Genomic DNA, 20,136 nt, shown 5'->3' on the forward strand with positions numbered 1-20,136 from the left:
GAGTACCTAAATGAAGAGTAATCTTGAGTTAATGCGTGTTATTTTTAATTGCTGTCTTTTAGGTTGTGTTTTTGTCATTATTCTTAGTTTTTTCGGTGTTGTCGACTTATCGGATATCTGGTTCCCTATTCAAAATTATTTCAGAGGTGAGCTTGCTCAGGTTGATGTGTAGCCGTCGAAATAATTATTCAGCTTGGATTTATATTTAAGGGTAAGCAAAAATGAGCACGCATAAAAAAACGGAGTCGATAGACTCCGTTTCTTTGTTCAGGTTTTAGCTTAACGCTCCCAGTATGCTTCTTCCAGGCAATCTTCGCGTTCTGGTAAGCCGCGAGATAGGCGAGGAGCATGCTGAGTCAATACTTCATAACTCACACGGTTTGAATACTGACAGATTTGAGAAAAAGAAGAATATGTCAGGAACTGGCCGATGTGCTTGCCTGAGTTTGGCACATTCTCTTTGTGGTAGCGATTAGCTGACATGTCGTGCAGAAGAGCAGATAAAGCCGCATCACCCGCACCATTGGTGTTTTTGATTTCAACCGGGCCGCCAAGATAAGGTGCAATGTGAGAGTAGACACGGATCGGGTTCTCACAGGCAGATTTGGTCATCGGACGGCTAAATTCATACTGGTTAAAGTCAGCGATACGACCCGGCAGAAGTGGCAGGGTAGATTCGCGTTTTAATGAGTCATCGGTATAACCCGCCATATACAAGCCGACGGGGCCAGCTGTACAAAGAACCATATCGACCCAGTCCAGTGCTTTGTTAGCAGCTAGTAGTGGATCTTTTTCGCCTGTCAGGGCTTCTGCTTCTTCTTCATTCATTGCGACGCAGGTAACGTGCTCTTTTAGAAACTCGACCCACCACTCCTGCTTATCTTCGATAACGTACTTGGTACCAAGGGTCAGAACTACCGGTACATTATGTTTTTTAGCATGCTCAATTGCTTTAAGTGCCGCCTCTTTCATTGGCGCACCTGGTTTTCCGCGAACAAGATATGAGGAAAGAACCAATGCCGAGGCATTTTCAAAGGCACACTCAGGTACATTATCTGGAGTAAGCTGGTTCATCTCACCTTCGTTGATGGCAAATGTTCGCTCGCCATCTTCGGTGATTAGGGTATAGCAACGACCGATAGGGCCATCAACAGGCTGTAAGTAATCAAGATCCATACGGCTTGATGTGTTACATAAGTAGCGGTAAGCGTAAGACCCAATCTTTAGGTCTTTGCTCATTACACCCAGAAGAATCGATTTATCGTCAGCCAGAACAGAATAGTTATGTAGGGTGTTACCAATGGTATCACCAGGGTATTCATGGCTAATAAGGTTACGATCTTTCAGTTCTTGATAAAGCAGTTCAGCCTTATCTTCGTCAAGAACTAAAGAATGCCCTTTACTCAATGAGTGACGTTGAAGGAACTCATCATCAATACGCGCTTCAATATCGACAATGGTTTGACCAACACCAACTAAGTGGGTTCGAGATAGCGGATTTTCTTGCTGGATTTGAGCAACTAATGGATCGCGGGCATTAACTGGGAAGTAATGCTTTGATTTACGCTGACCAGGGAATTTCATGTGTGAAGGCTATCGGTTTTAGGGAATTTTGTTTCATTCTATCACAAAAATGCGATTTACATCCCACTTCATTACGAGATGATGGCGAAATTAGTTCTTTTGCTTCTTTTTTATACGCCTGTAAGGAGGAGATAACCGATTGGATGCATAACTTGTTGTTGTGAAGGGCTTTAGTTAGTAGCAAATACAATTACAGCTGCGTTTAATTGCAGCTGTAAAAGATTTATTCAGGTAATAAAGGTATCACTAACCGAGAAGTTTTGGGTCATGGGCCCTGCTACCAGCAACTGGACGGTTGACTGAGATAGAACGACCCTTCTTCATGCCTTTCTCATAGTCATCGGTAAGTGCTTTCATTGCTTCCTGAAGCTGCTTTTTGAACGTTTCACGATCAATATTTTCAAACTCTTTATCGATATAGTTAGTCATGCGTTTGTCATGATCATCATCGGTATTGAGTTCGGGTAACTTCTCTAGCGCTCCTTCGATCCAGCCGGCTAAGAATGAGCTGACGCGTCGGGTGACTTCTGCAGAGCTTGTGCCGGTGCCAGCAAAACTATTGCGGAATTGGCCTGTTTGTTGGTTCATCTCACGGTAAACCACATCAAAAGCAAAGGCAGCAAAAATGGCACGTTCAGCAACACCAATAAATTCAGCTTGTTTAAGCCCTTTGTAATTGGTCAGCACACACTCAACACCAAAACGTCGGTTGATACCGCGAATGATTTTGAGGATCTGCGGGCTAATATCTGTTGGTAGAAGCGTAGAAGATTTTGTTTTGCCCATCTGAATGAATTCAATATCGTCTTGCTCAAGGCCATATTTCAGCATCAGACGATGTGCCATCTTGATCGCTTGTGCGGCTTCGTTGACGTTCGCAGAGTTACCCAGCTCTAGGCATTTTGCAATTTTCTTCAGCGCCTTTCGCTTCTGTTCAGACATTCAATCACACTCATTCAGAAAAGGGGCACGTATTTTAACGCGTATTGTGTGTTAGTACAATTATATCGACGAAGGAAAGCATCATAAAGACTTGGGTTGTGAAGTAATAAATACTTCAATTACAACAAATTAGCTTAGACTCCAGCAGTCGAATAGGGTTGCTGGCTATAATTCTTCCCTTCAGAGAGTTTCTATATGTCCATAATAGTAACCCGATTGTTTACTGCTTTGCGTTTGGTCCTGGATAATGATTTCTTTCGCAAAACGAGAAGTCTATTTAATGGAAGGCTTGTCGATAGCTAAAAGTAATAGGAGTGTATATAAATAAATCTAATTAGATAGTGATTGATGATAATTGCCAAAGTAAGTAGATACTATCGTATTTGATGTCGGTGGGGGGCTACTATACGAAAAAATATGTACATGTTTTGAAATAATAGTTGCTGTTCTGTGAGGTAAACATTTGTTCACTCATTAAGGAGAATAGTTACATTTCCATAAGTGAATTGAAGTTTCAGTCTGACTTAACTCATGGCTACGACGTTGTTCAAGATCTCGAGCCTGACTTGCTTGAATTTCAAGAATCACTGCTATGGGCTGAACATGTTGTGATTGTTTTTCCAGTATGGTGGGGGGCATGCCGGCAAAACTTAAAGGCCTTATTGATAGAACCTTTTTGCCTGGATTTGCGTTTAAATACTCAAGAAATAAATCCATACCAGAAAAATTATTAAAAGGGCGTAGTGCTGAACTGATTTTGGCAATGGATACACCACCGTTTTATTATCGCTGGATTCAAGGGAATCCTGTTTATAAGCAACTTAAGCATACCATTCTTAAGTTTTGTGGTTTTGATAAGGTTACTGCTACCTACATTGGGCCAGTGATTAGTGCAACAGATTCTCAGAAAAACAAGTGGTTTGAAAATGTTGAGAGGCTGGCAGCAATACATGCAAGATAGCCATGAAAATCATTCCCAAGAATGAGGCATGATGTGTTGTAATTAGCGGTGATTGTTTTTACTACATAGTTCATACTGTGAACGCCGTTTATGTTTAAGTTTGTGAAAAATGAAAGATAAGAAAAGAGACCAGCCAACGGGGTGCCAATTTATCGATGTTCCCTTTGAGTTTCGCCATACCTGTTGGTTTTGTGGTGAACCTTACTATGAGTCATACTCATTTATGGCGATACCTAATTATGAACAACAAAAGTTGCCGATTATGGTCCCTTGTTGTCAGGAGTGTTTTTCTTTTTGCAAATCGATCAAAGCGAGTGGCTTAGATTTACTGCGTGACAAAGTGAAAGAAAAGTTACACCGTAAGTATGAAAAGCATCTCCAGATTGGTGCTAATTGGACAAAAGAAGAACTTGAGGATTGCGAGTTTGAAGGCAAGGCTCTTGAAGGTTTTCGTGAAAGTGCCTGGAAGATGTTTGAGATTGCAAAAGAGCGGGTTAATTATACAGGTTGGCCCCTGACTATTGATGGCTTGCCGATGGTGGGTATTAGCAGCAGCTTCCATATTGAATTTAACGGTATCACCTATACTGGTTTGTCACAGGCTGTTGAGCAACTCGCCAAAGCTTACAATATACCTCAGGCTTACCTAGAAGATGTCGTGGAAGTGGTGGGGCGAGATCGCCTAAGTTATGCCATTCGATTTGCTAAGACGACATATGGTTATTCCAGTGCAGAAAGAGAAGCAAGCATTGGTAGTTTGAAAGCGTTATTGGCAGAAGAGCGTGCATTATCCCAGCCTGAAATTACACAAGTGAAGGGGGTAGATGCTGAACTGTCGGATATTCAGGAGTTGATCCTGTACAGAACAATGATTTCACCTATTGCGATTCGATGGTGTTTAAAGCAGGGGATTGTGACGCTGGCTCAGTTGGCTGAACAAGAAGAAGCATTTTTTGAGTATTTTATGAAAGACTCCGAGTTGGTGGCTTTTACTTATTTTAACGGAATGCAAGTTTATCTTGAGAAGCGCGAGCAAGATACTCTGTGGGCAGAAAATGAAGACCCTAACCGAGGATTGTTTGCCAAGCTGGCTTCTGAGTGATGATTAATTAAGTATATTGATACAGACAAAGGGCAGGAAATCAATTTCCTGCCCGTTAACACTTTAACTTTTTCGGCTAAGACTTATACCCATCAGCATAAGTTTCTGGCCATTCTTGTTGGTTAAAGGCACTTATTACTGGTTATGTCGTGACCAAACCATGGTTTTGCCATTTTTATCAAAAGCTAACACGTCATAGGGATCTTTCTTATCATCATATTCCATGCCCGGCGATCCCATAGGCATTCCTGGAACTGCAAGCCCAATCATACGAGTCGGTTTTGATTCGATGAAGCGCTGGATTTCAGATGCAGGAACATGTCCTTCGAAGGTATAACCTTCAATCTCTGCCGTATGGCATGATGCATATTCTGGTCGAATGCCCAACTCAATTTTCTTAGGTGTTAAATCCTGCTCATAAACGACTTCCATCTCAAACCCGTTGTCTTCCATATGTTTCACCCATTCTTTACAGCAGCCGCAGTAAGGAGATTGGTAGTTGATCCCTTTGGTTACTTGAGCAATGGCGAAAGAGCTAGTTGTCAGAAGAGATAGTGCGATAAGTGATTTTAGTTTCATGATGAAGTCCTGTATCTGCTTTGTTTTCAGCTGATTTAGTTAAGCGTTGTTCAGGCAGCAATGGCCGAACGATGACAGATGAATGTCATTTGTTCACTTAGGCTGAAACAGGTGGACGCAATAAAACATCGTTATAAAAATGGCGCTCCCCTTCAGGTTCAGTAAAGATCTGAACGGCAGTAGGAACGGAAAGAAACTTGAATTCGGAAAGAATGGCAAACTGCGCGCTGTTGGCGTGACAGTCATTTTCACTACAGCAATTGGTAGTGTGAGTCTGAGTTTCGAGTTGTTCAGGGCCACAAAGCGCAGGCTGCGTGACAGAATCACAACACGACATGACAACGGTGGTATGGCATCCCATGGTAGAAGGCGTGTTAGTTCCATTAAGTGAAGCGGCGTTCACCGGTGATGAAAACACAGTGAAAAGCATAATGAGCATGACAAATTTTGAAATGTTCTGCTGCAGTTGCATGCACTACCTATCAACCAAATGAGAAATCTAAACAACGTGCTGATTATATCTGGGTTTGTTTCGATGCAACAAGTATTGAGATGAAAAAAATGTATTACGGTTAAGATATGTACAGTTGGTTGTAACATCTTGATGAAAAATGATTTTGTTTTCTTAGCGTTGAGAATTGGTTTCAGTGCAACCTAATTAAGGGACATACCCTAACGTTCTTCTGACATATATCCGGCTGTTTTAGGGTTTAATTGATTCACAAATAATAAAATGGCGCTAGGGTTTGGGGTATGCAATATACAGAGCAGGACCGTCAGGTTTTACATGATACATGGATGAGCTATAAAGCTAAGATGCGGATCACTCAAATAGAAATGGCTAAAAAGTTAGGTATTAGCCAGTTAGTTTTTTCCGACATTTTACGCGGACAAATACCGATAGAGCATAGTTTTGTTAACCAGTTTTGTAGTTACATCGGTGTAGATCCAGTATTGACCCTACCATCACTCAGAAAGCAGGTGGGAGGGTCAATGCCAAATTCTGTTGTTTTGACCAACACTTATATTGTTGATGGAAACATCAAGAACGTCCGTTACAGTGGCAATCAAATTATTGTTGAATATGAACATAATGTCGGTATTCATTAACTGGTAAGCGTGAATAGTAAAAAGCCCTCTTTGCGAGGGCTTTTTACTTAGTTAAGTATGTTGCTTGCTTTTAAGCCGGAACGCACTTATCAATGTTTCCTGTCATGTGCTGTTGTTATATCCCATTCAGGAACAAAACAGTAAAGCAGCCCAGCACAAGCCATTGATGCAAGCAGGTCCGTTGGCCAGTGCATCCCTAACCAGATCCGGCTTACTCCGACGCCTGTCGCCCAAATAATCAAGATGGCCGCAGGCACAAACTGCCGTCTTCCTAGAAAGAACCCTCCCCAGAAAACAACGCAGACAGCGGCAAAAATGGTATGTCCAGATGGAAGTGAGTAGTTTGTTTCTCCCTGCCAGTGTGATAAACGCCACTCACTAACTGTTGTCCTGGCAGAATCTACGGCCGCCTCTTTTTCTGTGTCACTCAATTGATAAAAATCTGAGGCGGAGTGAACAATGCCAAGGCTTTGCAGCTGATATGTGTATGGCCTTGGTACTTCGGTTACATGCTTTAAGGTTGTCTTAGCGACAAAGCTTAATACGAGCAAAATAGCGAATTGAATACCTAAACGGAAAATTGATTTTTTGGGCAATTTTACAATGAAAGGGATGAGAGAAAGTCCTACGACAGTGATCAGAAAGCCCGGACTACCGGCAGACTCAGTCAATAAAGTGAAAACTAATCCCGTGCTGTCAGTAACATTGCTGGATAAATCAGCGGTAGAGAAGAACATCAGTATGCCTGACATGATTGTGGCAAACAGTAGTAATGCAATGTAGCCGGGAATTTTTTTAGCGAAAAATGAAGTAGTTAGCATTTGTATCAGCGATGGAAAAAATGAATCGATATGTTACCAGAGGATAGGACATAGAAAGTGAAAGAAATGTCAGTATTTGTTTGATATAGCCTAGGCAGTAACCAGTTAGTAAGAGATTGTAAATATTATCTCGCGCTTCAATGTCTATTGGGGGTAGGAGGCATAATTCATTCCTGGTATTCATTTTTTAAAAGGGCTTAAGTTTGCACTATCAAAGTGTCGATTTTATGAACAAAAAATATTTTGAACTCTAATGAATAGATTGCACTTATAAGTCATTAAGAACTACGGTTTTATGCTTCGCTATAACTGTATATCTCCTCGTTGATTTTACGTTTTTTGCGATAAATCACAGTTTTCTGAGGTAAATAAAAGACATTTTTTTCTGGTTATATGAGGGCTAAGCTGATAATGTGCTGCCCCTCACAGTAACCGTGAGAATATTATGCACTGCAATACACATAAAGTTGGCGATAAACTGGTTCCAACTCTAACGATTGGATTTATCAGTTTCTTCCTGCTTTCCTCTCTCATCGACCTGTCACTCGTTACCAGTGTGATTCAGTCAATGTTTACTTCTGCGACGTCACAATTTGGGTACTTCTGGCAATGGTTGATGGTTATCAATTTTGCTATGGCAGTGCTTATCGCTGTAACCCGTTACGGAAAAATTCGTATGGGGCAACAAGCAAAACCCACTATTGGTACTTTTCGCTGGTTAGCGATGATCATGTGTACCTTACTTGCCGGTGGGGGCGTATTCTGGTCTGCAGCCGAACCTATCTATCATTTTATTACTCCGCCACCAAGTTTTCCTGATGTGGTCGGTTCTTCTGTTGAGGCCGTTACACCAGCGTTGAGTCAGAGCTTTTTGCACTGGGGATTCCTTGCCTGGGCGGCACTTGGCACACTGGCAACAATAGTACTGATGTACGCGCATCATCAGGGTGGGGTGAAACTGCGCCCAAGAGCATTACTGTATCCACTATTGGGCGATCGCTTAGAAAATCATTGGTTCGGTTCTGTAATTGATGCCTGCTCAATCATCGCCGTTGCGGCGGGAACAATCGGCCCTATTGGTTTTCTCGCATCGCAACTAGGTTATAGCCTTGAAGTTGTACTAGGTATTGAGAACTCTGCATCGAGTCAGCTGACTATTTTGGCTGTCGTTGTGGCTGTATATTCTGTCTCGGCCTTTACTGGTATGGACAAAGGTCTGCAGTGGCTAAGCCGATTGAATGTGGTTGGTGCCTTTGCTCTGTTAGTTGTGATGCTGGTCTTTGGTCCGACTCAGTTTATCTTTGAACATTTTGGCTCTGCTTTCGGGATGTACCTGAACCAGTTACCTGAAATGAGCTTAAATACAGATGCGCCGGAGTGGAATTCATGGTGGACATGGTTCTTTTGGGGATGGTTTATTGGTTTTGCGCCAATGATGGCAATTTTCATTGCACGCATCTCTGAAGGGCGCAGTATCCGTGAGTTGATCCTAACGGTTGCGATTGGTGCTCCTATCGTGACTAACTTCTGGTTCACGGTGTTGGGTGGTACGGGTATCTTCTTCGAATTGCAGTCCCCAGGCAGTATTTCAGGCCCGCTAAATTCTGCAGGTTTGCCTGCTGTACTACTGGCCTCGTTGTCACAATTACCATTCAGTGAACTGCTTGTTCCTGCATTCTTGGTTCTGACGACAACATTTGTAGTGACAACAGGTGACTCGATGGCATATTCCATTTCGATGGTGGTTTCGGGTGATAATGAGCCAACAAAATCACAACGCCTATTCTGGGCGATTGTGATGGGCTGTGTGGCTGCAGTATTGCTTGTAGCCGGTGATGGCGGTTTGAATGCCCTGCAGTCATTTATTGTGATTACTGCTGTTCCTGTCTCTTTATTGGTGGCTGCAACGCTCATCACTGGTCCGATTGCCGTGATGCATATGAAGGTCCACGAGAAGAAAAAAGCCCAAGTGTGGCAGCAGCAAGAAGTGGCGACCTCGGTTATCTAGATCGAGTTGAAATAACTTGTTAGTGAATATAACCCGATAGCCATTTATATTGGCTATCGGGTTTTTTATTGGTACTACTTAGTCTCTGCTTAACCGACTTTCATCATATTTCTGTGACTTGTACGGTTTAGGCTGTTTGACAATAGAAGTGTCAGACAATGTCATTAAATAAGCAACGATGGCATCTTCATCCTTATCCGTTAATTTCAGGTCTCCGATAAACCCTAGAGCTGATGTGTCTTCGTGCTCAGGGGTTGGCCAGCAGTTGTTTGCTAGCGCTTCTTTTTCAGTGGCCTCCATAATGCCAAGATCTTCACATCGATCTTTTGCAATTGCGGTATTGTAGAAGTGGACAATGCTTTTTAGGCTTTTGAAATAGCCGTTATGGCCATAGGCTTTGGTAAACCCCTTACCAAGGCGAAGGTCGGTGTTACGCAATGTTGGTGTTTTATGGCTACCCATATGTAACGGGTTTTCCATATCGGTTCCTAATGTTGTCGCATGCAAGCCATCATCGGCTTCTGGGCTTCCGGGAATTTCATAGTTCCTAGGCGTACCGATATTATGATAACTGTCATCAGTGTAGCGTTCGTGCTCACTGGTACCGCTACGGTTACCGCTACGATGACAGAAACCACATCGACCCTGACCAAAGCCGAGATCATCCCTATTTTCGGCTACGCCATAAAACAGGTCATGTCCCAGGTTTTCTTCATCGGTGAAGCTGTCCAGTGGAAATTTACCATCTTTATCACTTTTCAATGCTAAATCACGCTTTGAATCATAAGGATTATTTTCATAAGACATTTGCCATGCACCTAATGAGACAGCAAATCGTGCAAAAACCTCATCAATCGTTTTCTCGTTGCAACTTAGCTTTAGCCCCCATGTATAGTCATACAGTTCGGCTCCCCATTTAGTTTTTGCAATTTGCTGACACACAGCGACTTTATTCTTATGACCTTGTTCAACTGGATTTATGAACGGACTGGCATGAGCTTGGTCGGTCACTGGTCCCCGATATTTGCTGTAAAGCTCTGCATAATGGTCATCCATAAACAGGTTCATATCTAAAGTTGAATCACCTTTTGCTCGTCCGTTCCAGAAAGCTCCGCCACATATACCAGTTGGGAACCTTCCGCAGGTATTATTAAAATTTGGCAGGCCCTGTACTTCTCCGTCTTCTGTAATGAACTGGACGTATTTGTTTGTCGGGGGTTTGAGAGCACCAACGGTGTGAGGGTTAGCACCAGTAACGGCTACTTGTTTTAGGTTAACGCCGGAGACACCATTAGTACCGCCTGCTCCAGGATGGTGACAACTGGCGCAAGATTGACGTTTAGGATCTGAAATATTTTCAAAAAATAGTCGTTTCCCGAACTCCTCAATATAGGTGAGATCAGATTCATCGGCACTGACTTTGCCAGGAAGGAGTGATACTCCAAGTAGCAACCCGATTGAAGTAACTAACATTGCCGTTTTGCTTTTTTTCCTAGCACTGATTTGAAATACCGTTTTTGTGATTCTTGAGTGAGTCATTATTGTGCGCCTCTGCATGTAATGATTCATTTTGCTTAAGCAAGAAGGTCTCGATGCCATTGAATGCTTGAAGCCCTAGCCAACTGTAAGTAGTAGTCATAAATAAAATAGAAGTGATGGCGAAGAGATGATTCTCAAAAATTGTAATCATCTAAGGTATGCGGCATTGTCGAACTATTGCTCTGATGTTTGGCTATTAAGAAATGATATACAACTTTGTTTTATTGATTTTGTATTATTTGTGTTATTTTTCTTACTTATGTGAAAGGCAAATGACATGAAATCAATAGTGCTTGCCTATAAAGCTGTATAATCAGTGTCTAAATAAAATTAATCTATGTGATAATATAGCGAGGGAGGCAAAGTTGACATCAAAAAAATGTCTTAATTGATTTTTTACTTTGAAAAGTTTTTTCAATATATCAATTTTATATTTATTTCTGCTTCTTATTGTTCAATATAGGAATTGTAATTATTCGCAATATGTTTCGATGCCAGTTCTATTACTGGCATGTCGCAGATCCGAAACAAATCATGCATGATGTAATGATAAAGAGCCTTCCGGCGTGCATTAAAGAGCTGTGGCCACTCAGGCGGGGAATCTATCGATGAGTCGCGATTTATTAAAGGTTAACCGGAAGGTGAGGTAAAAGTACTGAGGAGTGGTAGCATGGACTCAGTGCAAATTATTATCGGCTTTTAATACTGCATGGCGCTGAAGTGCATCATTCCATCTCGATAGTGAATTCCATTCTCTCTGTCTTTTTCCAATAGCACTGGCCCATCCAGATCCACAATCTCGGCATGGGTTGCAATCGGTAAAGCGGCTTCCATAGCCAGAGAACTCCCCACCATACAACCTACCATCACTTTGAAGCCTGATTTTCGCGCGGCTTGTTCAAGCGTCAATGCTTCGGTGAGGCCTCCGGTTTTATCGAGTTTGATATTTATCATTTCGTAGCAACCAAGAAGGTCATTGAGGTCTGCACAGGTATGGCAACTTTCGTCGGCACACAGCTTAATTGGGTGGGGGATCCCCTTTAGCTTGTGATCTTCGCCTTTAGGCACAGGTTGCTCGATCATGCTGATGTTGAATTCTGATAGTTGGGAAAATAACGGTTCTAGATTTAGGCCTCCCCAAGCTTCATTGGCATCCAGAATGATTTCTACCTCAGGCACACTTTTACGTATGGCACGAACTCGCTCGATTACCTGCTCATGGTTTAACTTGACTTTGAGCAGCCTGGCACCTTGTTGACATAATATTTTTGATTGTTCGGCCATCGCTTCAGGGGAATCTAAAGAGACTGTCATCGCTGTGATAATTTCGGGTTTGATATCAAATATCTGAAATGGAAAGTTGTCTTGGTGCTCTAACCGCCACAATGCACAGTCTACGGCATTTCGCGCCGCTCCTGCCGGGAGATATTGAGGTAGTGTGTCTCTTGTTAGGCGGGCATCAGGCGGCAACTGGTTTAGCGAGTCAATTTGTTTGATAACAGATTCGATACTTTCACCGTACCGTGGGTAAGGAGTACATTCGCTTTGGGCTGAAATACCGTGATGTTCGATGGCTACGGTAACAACATCCTGATGGGTTCGGGTGCCCCGAGAGATGGTAAATGGGCGCGCTAACGGAAATTGCTCGTGTTTAGCTAACAGAATCATGCTTTTCCCCTTACCTAGATGGCATGAAGCTTATCGACGATGCAAGAGATACCGAAGCGAACCGGATCAGTGACTGGCAGGTTATATTCCTGCTCCCACTGCCGACACAAAGTGAAGGCTTGTTCTTCATCTATTGCTGATGTATTGAGGCAGATACCTACGAATTCAGCACTGGAATTAGTGAGTTTGGCTGCTGTGTAGTTGGCATCGAGCGTCGCTTGAATCGCTGGAACTGGCATATGGGGCAAGTGACGGGTATGAGTGCGACCTATTTCATGACATAGAACAAGCGCATCAGGTTGGGAGCCATGCAATAGCCCAAGGCTGACACCTGCAAAAGAGGGGTTTAGCAGCGATCCCTGACCTTCGATAACATCCCAGTCATGATCTGTGAATGCTGCGCTTATTTGTTCTGCTGCACCTGAAATGAAATCGGCGACCACGGCATCGACAGAAATACCTGTCCCGGAAATTAGAATTCCAGTCTGTCCGGTTGCGCGGAAATGAGTGTTCAGGCCTTGACGGCTCATCTCTTTTTCTAGTGCCAGAGAGGCATACATTTTTCCCACTGAGCAGTCTGTCCCAACGGTAAGTAGTCGTTTCCCAGGGCGAGGCTTACCGTTTCCAATTCGAAGGGGGTGATCATAATGGCGTACATCAAACAACTTACATTGATGTATGCTTGCGGCTGTAACGAGTGAGGGGAACCCTGTTAGGCGTTGGTGCATGCCAGAGGCTATATTAAATCCTCGCTCAAGTGCTTCTTGTAACGTCTGTAACCAAGTTTGCGGGATATATCCGCCGGCATTTGCCGTTCCAATAACTAGCGTTTTGGCACCGCGCAGTTTGGCTTCTTGCAGGGAGAGGTCGGCAATGCCTAGTGAGACAGTTTCTGCGTTAAGCCGTAGCTGACCTGTACAGAGTTCAGGCCGCCAATGTAAGACCCCTTTCGCTGTTTTTGCCGAAAGGGGATCTGTAACATCACCAAGAAAAAGTAAATAGGGCTGAGGGATTTGCATAAATCATCCTTGTGCAAATTGAGTTGACACTATCTTGATGACAGCGACTTGCTGGCTACTTGTTTTTTTGCTCACTTGGTTTCTTGGGTTTTCTGGGCTGGAGCATTTTCCTAAGGAGTAGAAAGTAGGCAATCATTGATAAAATAGGGAAAAAGTATTCTGACATCATCGAGTCCTCAATTAGACCTTAGTACAGTGTTTGTTGAACAGGTGCCGCTAACTTAAAGTACCTTCCGAATAGTTATCATTCGGTATATTCGATTTAGTTGTATTCATATTAATAGTATAGAGGTAGCTAATGCAGCCTTGCTGCATGACTGGCAATAATTTGTGATGATAGCTGGAATCAGGCTGATGAATGGTTTGGCTGTTTACCCAGTAACTGAGTATATGGTTCAAAGTAGGGCGTATGTGCCTTATGTCGATAATAAATGAGTAAAGATTAACAATATTTAATCTAGCCAAAAGGTCAGCTTAAAGATGGATTCGTTACTATATCTTCATGATTTGGCAAGTTATTAAGACCAAATTTATATCGGTTAATACCACCTTGGGGGAAGGCTTAAACATTTAGTTGTAAGTGTAGGTGGTGGAACTCAATCATGGAGAGAAAAATGAATATTCTTGGTTACTTTCAGAAGCTAGGTAAGGCGTTAATGCTGCCTATCGCGGTACTGCCCGTCGCAGGTATCTTGATGCGATTCGGCCAACCAGACTTGTTAGATATCGCTTTCATAGGAAAAGGGGGCGAATCCATTTTTAACAACCTGCCTTTGCTCTTTGCTATGGGTGTAGCGGCTGGTTTATCGAAGGATAACTCGGCAGCGGCAGCAATATCTGCAGCTGTGGGCTTTTTTATAATGAATAGTGCGATGGCAACACTAAACCCGGATGTAGACCCTATGGGACTGGTATTTGGCGGAGTTTATTTCATTCTTTTTGTCGCGGCAATTCGTGTCTTTAAGTTAAAGACCCCAGGACTCGAAGATAACGCCGAGATGGCTAAATTAGCTGTGAAGGCTACTGGGTTGGTGCAAGCCTATAATATTAGGAATCTAATGCTTTAGATAAAATGTAAACAATTGGCTGATGATACATTTTTTATATTATCACAACGGTAAATGATGTATTTGTTAATTAACCTGCCACATGACAGGTTAACTAACATTATATCGGTGAATGATTTTCTGTTAATGATATAAAGTATCAGACAAGAGCTACTTCAATGGTTTATCAGAAATGGGAACCATAATGTGGCGATATGGGGTGTCTTTCCACATGATATAGGGACCTCCGGAACTTGGGTCATCACTGAGTCCCTTGAGCAGCTCTTCCGGTACAATGATCATTAGATGGGCGCCCATCTCGACATAGTCATCAGCTTTTTTTGCGTCTGGGTGGTAAGGATCAGAGTTACTTACACCTGCGCCAAGGTCACCTTGAAGCATATATGAAATCCCGATACGATCTGCCTTAAAGTCTTTTTTGTTAACCAATGCATCTAGCATTTCCATCCATACCGGGTCATTACACATCGGCATACCGTCATCAGGGAAGGTATTGGGGAGACAGATCCAGTTGTTGGATCCTTTAATCACTTCTTTACCATTGACAATGACCGTTGCATTGTCACTAATTTCAGCCGGAGCCGCTGACTTTGCTCTGGCAATAAGTGCGTCAACATCATCACCAGCTATACTGCCCGCTATGCTTGAGCAGTAGGCGATTACAGCAATACAAATTCTGGAAATTATTTGTTTAAACATCTTCTTATCTCCATAACTGCTTCGGTATGGCACAAATATTGGCCAAGTCGGTAAAAAGCCACATAAAGTATAGGTGCGATTAATCACCGTTGAGTGCCTTTTAGGGCGGCAGCAGGGCTGTATAGGATTATGGTTTGGTTATTGGGGGCGAATGTGAGATGTAAAAATGCCGACAAAAGTGTCGGCATTTAAGAAAGCGGTAAGATTTTGTATTTGCGATTAAGCGGCTAGTAAGGCGCTAAAATCGACTTTGCGTTGATTAAAACGATTAACTAGATCGTCGATATCATCTTGGCAATAAGGTTTTAGGCCGCTCATTACCATACGCTTACGACCCGTGCCCACAACCTCGCCATTTTCTTTAAAGCAGAATTTCAGGGTTACACTACCGCGCTTACCATCGACATCAATCTCAGAACCTGTTAGCTCAACGGTCGGTGCTTTGATATCAAGGCGTGAAAAGTCAAGTTCCATGCTTTCATAGATAACCAATGGGCGTGCTGGGTTGATCATGATCTGCTTGGATTCCATCAGCGGAACCATGATGTGAGGGAAATTCATCCCCGAAAACTGAACATAGCTTTTAGTAACTTGCTCGATCAGCTCTTGGTTCATGGTGGTGTCGCCATCGCGAATAATATGCAGGTACTCTTTTCCTTTGTTATCAACCATAGAAAGATCAGCGTCTGATTTTTGGTCGACACTAAGCGCGACGCTGTCGTTGATCATACCAGCGAATTCGAAACGCATTTTCTGGCTCAAGCCTACTTTGGAAAGAATAACAGAGAAAAGCAGGTCACCAGGAACACAGAAGCGTTTGTTATCTTCATCATGGATAGGGTTGAAGTCACCAGCAATTTTTTTAGCAAAGTGGCTAGCTTGTTCACGTGTGAATGAAAATTCGCCGTTCTGTTCAGAGTAATACGATTCTAAAAACATGCCTAACTTATGAATACCTTAGTTAATCAAACTGTCAGCTATTCTACATGAGAAGATCATATTAGATGGTCTAGCCAGTGAATGTCCGTTAAAGCTTGACTGTTGTTGAAAATGTATATAGGCGCATATGCCTGATAATTAATACACTGCGTGTGTTTGTCGTTCACTATTAAAATTATAGTCAGAATAAGTGGATAATAATATCGCTTTAGAAATTCATAGAATCAATGTTCTACAATTTGTGTCCTTGATAGATCATCGAAAAGTTGCGGTCCTTGAACACAGATACGAGCTCGGTCGGAAAAAAAAGGATACTGTCTAATAAGTCAGTGTGTACCCATTCATAACCGATTTGATCAGGGTCGAGCTTGCAGGCTTCACTGACAAAGGTAGGAGACTTACCCTCGACAAAGATTTCTAGCTGGTGGAAGTGATCGGGTAGGTAAGGAGTAGGGTGGCGATCGGAAATCAAATCTCGGATACATAACACGTCGCCCATTATCGCCTGTAACCCGAGCTCTTCCATCAACTCACGGTGAAAAGCATCCTCCAAAGTTTCACCATGCTCAACGCCTCCACCCGGTGTTATATACCAAAATCCGCGGTCATCGCAGTGTTTGCAAAGCAGAATATGATCCTGATGATAAAACACGGCTCGTACCGATAAACGAGGTCCCATGTTGCCTCCGTTTTAGTGGCTTTGTTATTGATTTCGCAAATGAATTCTAAAAACCATGAATTTTATGATGCAACAGACGGCATAATTATGTACTATGCACCGCGAAAAACATGACGAATCAAAATAATTATTTGTTTTGTCTTATAAAAATAGAATTATTTGGCTAGGGTTGCTTTATCTGAGCATATAAAAATAAGTACAAATATTGTACGGATTATCATCTTCTAACGTGTAGAAGCTCAGGAAACATAAAGTAGCACGGAAGCTGCAACAAAAAAAAGCACTCAGTAAACGGTGGCGGACACCGTTTTCTGAGTGCTAATTAATTGCAGCAAAATATTATTACTTAGAGGTCAGGGCTAGATACGGCCCTGAAGAGGGATCACTCTTACTGTCTCACCAATTTCAACATTTGGCTGTTCCGGAACAATTTCAATCAAACAGTTGGCTTCGCTCATTGAGCGAAGGATCCCTGAACCTTGCTTGCCCGTTGTCTTAACGGATAACCGACCGTTTGCATCTAGGCTGTAGGTCCCTCGGCTGTATTCCGTTCTGCCGGGGCGAGAGCGCAATTTCTCTGTTGCAACAGCGTTGAATACCTGAGGCTGCCAGTTATCAATCCCCTGTAGTTTTCGAATTGCGGGCTCAACAAACTGCAAGAAAGTCACCATAACCGCAACGGGATTACCCGGCAGGCCAAAAAATGGTGTCTGCTGAATTTGACCAAAGGCGAGTGGGCGCCCGGGGCGCATATTTATACGCCAGAAGTTAATTTCACCCAGCTTGTCTAATATGGTTTTGATGTAGTCGGCATCACCCACAGAAACTCCCCCAGACGAGAGGATCATATCAGCTTGGTTGCTGGCTTGTTGTAGTGTTGCATCCAATGCAGCTTCGCTATCTTCAATAATACCGAGGTCAATGACTTCACAACCGATTTGAGTCAGCATTGAGTAGAGGGTATAGCGGTTTGAATCGTAGATACAGTTTGCCTTCTGATCTTCGCCCGGATGCTGGACTTCATCACCAGTTGAAAAAATCGCAACTTTTACTGGCCGATTAATTTCAATCGTATCTAACCCCAGCGAAGCAACCATCCCGAGTTCCGGTGCTGTGATTTGCGAGCCTGATGCAACAGCAGTCTGACCAATAGCTAGATCTTCACCGGCTTGACGTACATTCTGGCCTGGAAGAATAGCCCCTTTGCTGGTGTCAAACATCACAGTGTCACCAGTCTGATTTGCTTGTTCACGCATGATCACAGTATCGGCATGGGCTGGAACTGGCGCGCCGGTCATGATGTGAACGGCTTGGCCTTTTTCTAGAGGGTGATCATAGCTATGGCCTGCCATTACCTGTGCGACAACGCGGTAGTTATCGCGGTCAAGGTCATCACCTCGGATCGCGTAGCCATCCATAGCTGAGTTGGTATGTTGAGGGACATTAACTGGCGACAAGATGTCTTTTGCGACAATTTGTCCCAAAGCTTGCTTTAGTGGAACCTCAAGCCTTTGGCTCGTTGGGACGATTTGTTCCAGAATGCGTGAACGGCCTTCATCAACAGAGAGCATACCCGAAGGGTTAAGATCGCTACAGCTCAGACTTTCAGGTTTGCTCGCGTGTTGTTGCTTGGCGAATTTGGCAACAAAATCTGTCAGCTGATCTAAGTTGTTGATGTCTAGCTTAGGTAAATCGGTATCGGCCTTAACGTTTGCCGCTACGGCAATAATGTTGTGATCGTCTGGATGGAGCCACGGCTTGCCAATTTCTTCACGGTGAAGTTCGATTTTCGGGAAGTTCAGTTTCTTGAACCCTTCAACTAAGATGAGATCCAGTTGGGTTTGATCTAGCTGGGCGATAAGCTGAGGCAGGGTTGCTTCCTCATCCGGTGTTTCGGTTACCAATGCTCGTCGGTAGCGTGAAGAGATCAGCATCTGACCAGCACCTGCTTTGCGCAAGCGGTAGCTGTCTTTACCTTCTTTATCAATATCGAAATTGTGATGGGCGTGCTTGATGACGGCAACACGAATACCTCGCTCGACGAGCTTAGGCAGCATTGCTTCTAACAATGTCGTTTTACCGGTGCCGCTCCAGGCAGCAAAGCCTAATAGGGGCAGGGATGCATTTATCTGACTCATAGTTCCTGTCCAAATTGTTGTAGTTCTTCTGGGGTATTCAGGTTGACGAAGGCACCTGGCTGATCACTAAAATCAACGGTGATCATGTTGCATTGTTTATATAGCAAAATGATTTTGCGGTCGCCGTTCTCAAGGAAACGTTCCAGTTTCGGGAGAATACGGCGGTTTAACAGAGTGACAACCGGCTGAATATGCTCACCGTCATGCGCAACGGCAATATCCGTATCTTCCTGGCAGGCTGCTGTCATCCGAGCAACAAGATCGACAGGCAACTTCGGGCAGTCACAAGGTACAAAGCCAATCCACTCATCATTGAGATGGTGGAGGGCAGCATGCATACCACCTAATGGGCCCGGGTAGTTTTTGATGTGGTCACCAAATACGGTGCCATAGGCTTTATAGCGTTCTTGGTTACGGTTGGCATTGATGGTTATCGCAAATGTTTGCGGTTTTAGCACATCCATGACGTGTTCAATCATCGCCCGGCCGGCGAGTTCAACCAGACCTTTGTCGTTACCCCCCATTCGGCTGGCTTGTCCACCAGCCAGGATCACCCAGCTTGTATTTTCAGGCATAGGCATACTCATTCTTGTTTTTGTCCTCATTGACGAGCTGCAGATCTGCCCGTTCAACTAATTGTGTATCGGTGATGGTCCACTGACGGCGGCATAAGGCTGTTAAGGCATTTTTCTGGTGACTTGTGATCACGAGGCTAGTGCCGCGTTCCAGCAAATCCTTAGCTAAAATCACCTGGCGCTCAATAGACTCTTGGTCGAGGCTGGCACTGGATTCATCCATTAACAAAACACCGGGTTTTAATACCCATGCCCGCGCCATTGCAACCCGCTGGCGTTCGCCGCCAGATAGAACAGAAATGTGCTCGTCAGCTAAAGTCTCTAACCCTACCATACGTAAGGCATTGATGGCTTCTGTTCGACGCGTTTGTCGGTTTTTAATGGTGAATTTCAAGCCATAACACACATTATCTAGCACCGTTCCGTCGAACATGTAAGGAGTTTGGTGCATATAAATAACACCGCCTTGGGTTTGGCCGCGAAAGAGTCTTGATAGCCAAGATTGTTGCTGCAGATTGACTTGCCCCGTGGTTGGCTTTTGCAAACCCGACAGGACTTTTAATAGCGTAGTTTTTCCTACCCCATTATCTCCACTGAGATAAATGGCATCTTTGGGGCCAAGACTAAGCTGAGGAATATGAAATAGTAGTCGATCTTTAAAGCGGATCGAAAGGTCATGAGCCTGAATTGATATTTGTGACATCAC

The 20,136-nt window shown here is 43.5% G+C and carries 18 protein-coding genes and 2 pseudogenes; 6 read left to right on the forward strand and 14 right to left on the reverse strand.

The annotated features are described in order from the left end of the window. The first annotated feature begins 10 nt into the window (after positions 1 to 10). Positions 11 to 172, forward strand: coding sequence for a hypothetical protein (locus MD588_RS03855; protein ID WP_265695542.1), 162 nt, complete (start codon positions 11 to 13; stop codon positions 170 to 172). A 107-nt stretch (positions 173 to 279) separates the two neighbouring features. Here MD588_RS03855 and MD588_RS03860 read toward each other — a convergent pair whose 3' ends face one another. Together MD588_RS03860 and MD588_RS03865 are read right to left on the reverse strand one after the other, a co-directional pair. Then, positions 280 to 1,584 carry an inosine/guanosine kinase gene (locus tag MD588_RS03860; protein WP_265695543.1) on the reverse strand — a complete coding sequence of 435 codons (1,305 nt, stop codon included), beginning with the start codon at positions 1,582 to 1,584 and terminating at the stop codon, positions 280 to 282. Between the two features lie 246 nt (positions 1,585 to 1,830). Then, entirely contained in the window at positions 1,831 to 2,526 is a 696-nt protein-coding gene (locus MD588_RS03865) for a DUF2786 domain-containing protein (RefSeq protein WP_265695546.1), read from the reverse strand. A 566-nt stretch (positions 2,527 to 3,092) separates the two neighbouring features. Here MD588_RS03865 and MD588_RS03870 point away from each other — a divergent pair. Next, positions 3,093 to 3,487 (forward strand): annotated as a pseudogene (locus MD588_RS03870) (NAD(P)H-dependent oxidoreductase). Positions 3,488 to 3,596: 109 nt separating this feature from the next. After that, complete coding sequence (locus tag MD588_RS03875) at positions 3,597 to 4,589, forward strand: hypothetical protein (RefSeq protein WP_265695548.1); 993 nt, start codon at positions 3,597 to 3,599, stop codon at positions 4,587 to 4,589. A gap of 135 nt (positions 4,590 to 4,724) precedes the next feature. Here MD588_RS03875 and MD588_RS03880 read toward each other — a convergent pair whose 3' ends face one another. Further along, on the reverse strand, positions 4,725 to 5,168 hold the full coding sequence (locus tag MD588_RS03880; protein WP_265695549.1) for a DUF411 domain-containing protein: 444 nt from the start codon (positions 5,166 to 5,168) through the stop codon (positions 4,725 to 4,727). A 97-nt stretch (positions 5,169 to 5,265) separates the two neighbouring features. Beyond that, positions 5,266 to 5,640 (reverse strand): hypothetical protein, encoded by a 375-nt coding sequence (locus MD588_RS03885; RefSeq protein WP_265695551.1) that lies wholly within the window; start codon positions 5,638 to 5,640, stop codon positions 5,266 to 5,268. A gap of 281 nt (positions 5,641 to 5,921) precedes the next feature. On the opposite strand from MD588_RS03885, the gene MD588_RS03890 reads away from it, so the two are divergent. Next, a complete protein-coding gene (locus MD588_RS03890) occupies positions 5,922 to 6,278 on the forward strand; it encodes a helix-turn-helix domain-containing protein (RefSeq protein ID WP_265695552.1) in 357 nt (118 codons plus the stop codon). A gap of 89 nt (positions 6,279 to 6,367) precedes the next feature. Here the strand turns inward: MD588_RS03890 and MD588_RS03895 are convergent, their stop codons facing one another. Further along, positions 6,368 to 7,099 (reverse strand): phosphatase PAP2 family protein, encoded by a 732-nt coding sequence (locus MD588_RS03895; RefSeq protein ID WP_265695553.1) that lies wholly within the window; start codon positions 7,097 to 7,099, stop codon positions 6,368 to 6,370. Between the two features lie 445 nt (positions 7,100 to 7,544). Between MD588_RS03895 and MD588_RS03900 the strand changes: the two genes are divergently transcribed. Further along, entirely contained in the window at positions 7,545 to 9,107 is a 1,563-nt protein-coding gene (locus MD588_RS03900) for a BCCT family transporter (protein ID WP_265695554.1), read from the forward strand. Between the two features lie 78 nt (positions 9,108 to 9,185). Here the strand turns inward: MD588_RS03900 and MD588_RS03905 are convergent, their stop codons facing one another. The 3 genes from MD588_RS03905 to dgcN all read right to left on the reverse strand — a co-directional run bounded on the left by MD588_RS03905 (position 9,186) and on the right by dgcN (position 13,333). Beyond that, entirely contained in the window at positions 9,186 to 10,664 is a 1,479-nt protein-coding gene (locus MD588_RS03905) for a cytochrome-c peroxidase (protein ID WP_265695555.1), read from the reverse strand. 681 nt (positions 10,665 to 11,345) lie between these two features. After that, positions 11,346 to 12,314 carry an N-acetyl-D-Glu racemase DgcA gene (gene dgcA, locus MD588_RS03910; protein ID WP_265695556.1) on the reverse strand — a complete coding sequence of 323 codons (969 nt, stop codon included), beginning with the start codon at positions 12,312 to 12,314 and terminating at the stop codon, positions 11,346 to 11,348. Positions 12,315 to 12,328: 14 nt separating this feature from the next. Next, the gene (gene dgcN / locus MD588_RS03915) at positions 12,329 to 13,333 is read right to left on the reverse strand and encodes an N-acetyltransferase DgcN (protein ID WP_265695557.1); all 1,005 of its coding nucleotides are present in this window, start codon (positions 13,331 to 13,333) and stop codon (positions 12,329 to 12,331) included. Positions 13,334 to 13,947: 614 nt separating this feature from the next. Here dgcN and MD588_RS03920 point away from each other — a divergent pair. Then, a pseudogene (locus MD588_RS03920) lies at positions 13,948 to 14,259 on the forward strand (PTS transporter subunit EIIC); the annotation flags it as partial. Positions 14,260 to 14,550: 291 nt separating this feature from the next. On the opposite strand, the gene MD588_RS03925 reads toward MD588_RS03920, so the two are convergent. The 6 genes from MD588_RS03925 to MD588_RS03950 form a co-directional block, all read right to left on the reverse strand. After that, positions 14,551 to 15,099, reverse strand: coding sequence for a hypothetical protein (locus MD588_RS03925; protein WP_265695558.1), 549 nt, complete (start codon positions 15,097 to 15,099; stop codon positions 14,551 to 14,553). 219 nt (positions 15,100 to 15,318) lie between these two features. After that, on the reverse strand, positions 15,319 to 16,038 hold the full coding sequence (locus MD588_RS03930) for a DUF3581 domain-containing protein (RefSeq protein ID WP_265695559.1): 720 nt from the start codon (positions 16,036 to 16,038) through the stop codon (positions 15,319 to 15,321). A gap of 232 nt (positions 16,039 to 16,270) precedes the next feature. After that, positions 16,271 to 16,717: an NUDIX domain-containing protein gene (locus MD588_RS03935; RefSeq protein WP_265695560.1), complete on the reverse strand. Its 447-nt coding sequence runs from the start codon at positions 16,715 to 16,717 to the stop codon at positions 16,271 to 16,273. Positions 16,718 to 17,076: 359 nt separating this feature from the next. Continuing rightward, positions 17,077 to 18,855, reverse strand: a complete 1,779-nt coding sequence (locus MD588_RS03940; RefSeq protein ID WP_265695561.1) for a bifunctional molybdopterin-guanine dinucleotide biosynthesis adaptor protein MobB/molybdopterin molybdotransferase MoeA — start codon at positions 18,853 to 18,855, stop codon at positions 17,077 to 17,079. After that, positions 18,852 to 19,436, reverse strand: a complete 585-nt coding sequence (mobA, locus tag MD588_RS03945) for a molybdenum cofactor guanylyltransferase MobA (RefSeq protein ID WP_265695632.1) — start codon at positions 19,434 to 19,436, stop codon at positions 18,852 to 18,854. The genes MD588_RS03940 and mobA overlap by 4 nt, the downstream gene beginning before the upstream one ends. Continuing rightward, positions 19,423 to 20,133: an ABC transporter ATP-binding protein gene (locus tag MD588_RS03950; RefSeq protein ID WP_265695562.1), complete on the reverse strand. Its 711-nt coding sequence runs from the start codon at positions 20,131 to 20,133 to the stop codon at positions 19,423 to 19,425. Before MD588_RS03950 ends, mobA begins: the two co-directional genes overlap by 14 nt. Positions 20,134 to 20,136 lie beyond the last annotated feature (3 nt).

Source organism: Photobacterium obscurum, from assembly GCF_026191635.1.
GTDB lineage: Bacteria > Pseudomonadota > Gammaproteobacteria > Enterobacterales > Vibrionaceae > Photobacterium > Photobacterium obscurum.

Coding starts and splice junctions, on each gene's coding strand:
- MD588_RS03880 (WP_265695549.1), bottom strand. CDS start 5,168: ATGAAACTAAAATCACTTATCGCACTATCTCTTCTGACAACTAGCTCT.
- MD588_RS03895 (WP_265695553.1), bottom strand. CDS start 7,099: ATGCTAACTACTTCATTTTTCGCTAAAAAAATTCCCGGCTACATTGCA.
- MD588_RS03940 (WP_265695561.1), bottom strand. CDS start 18,855: ATGAGTCAGATAAATGCATCCCTGCCCCTATTAGGCTTTGCTGCCTGG.
- MD588_RS03950 (WP_265695562.1), bottom strand. CDS start 20,133: ATGTCACAAATATCAATTCAGGCTCATGACCTTTCGATCCGCTTTAAA.
- MD588_RS03930 (WP_265695559.1), bottom strand. CDS start 16,038: ATGTTTTTAGAATCGTATTACTCTGAACAGAACGGCGAATTTTCATTC.
- MD588_RS03885 (WP_265695551.1), bottom strand. CDS start 5,640: ATGCAACTGCAGCAGAACATTTCAAAATTTGTCATGCTCATTATGCTT.
- mobA (WP_265695632.1), bottom strand. CDS start 19,436: ATGCCTATGCCTGAAAATACAAGCTGGGTGATCCTGGCTGGTGGACAA.
- MD588_RS03875 (WP_265695548.1), top strand. CDS start 3,597: ATGAAAGATAAGAAAAGAGACCAGCCAACGGGGTGCCAATTTATCGAT.
- dgcA (WP_265695556.1), bottom strand. CDS start 12,314: ATGATTCTGTTAGCTAAACACGAGCAATTTCCGTTAGCGCGCCCATTT.
- MD588_RS03900 (WP_265695554.1), top strand. CDS start 7,545: ATGCACTGCAATACACATAAAGTTGGCGATAAACTGGTTCCAACTCTA.
- MD588_RS03935 (WP_265695560.1), bottom strand. CDS start 16,717: ATGGGACCTCGTTTATCGGTACGAGCCGTGTTTTATCATCAGGATCAT.
- MD588_RS03905 (WP_265695555.1), bottom strand. CDS start 10,664: ATGCAGAGGCGCACAATAATGACTCACTCAAGAATCACAAAAACGGTA.
- MD588_RS03865 (WP_265695546.1), bottom strand. CDS start 2,526: ATGTCTGAACAGAAGCGAAAGGCGCTGAAGAAAATTGCAAAATGCCTA.
- MD588_RS03925 (WP_265695558.1), bottom strand. CDS start 15,099: ATGTTTAAACAAATAATTTCCAGAATTTGTATTGCTGTAATCGCCTAC.
- MD588_RS03890 (WP_265695552.1), top strand. CDS start 5,922: ATGCAATATACAGAGCAGGACCGTCAGGTTTTACATGATACATGGATG.
- dgcN (WP_265695557.1), bottom strand. CDS start 13,333: ATGCAAATCCCTCAGCCCTATTTACTTTTTCTTGGTGATGTTACAGAT.
- MD588_RS03855 (WP_265695542.1), top strand. CDS start 11: ATGAAGAGTAATCTTGAGTTAATGCGTGTTATTTTTAATTGCTGTCTT.
- MD588_RS03860 (WP_265695543.1), bottom strand. CDS start 1,584: ATGAAATTCCCTGGTCAGCGTAAATCAAAGCATTACTTCCCAGTTAAT.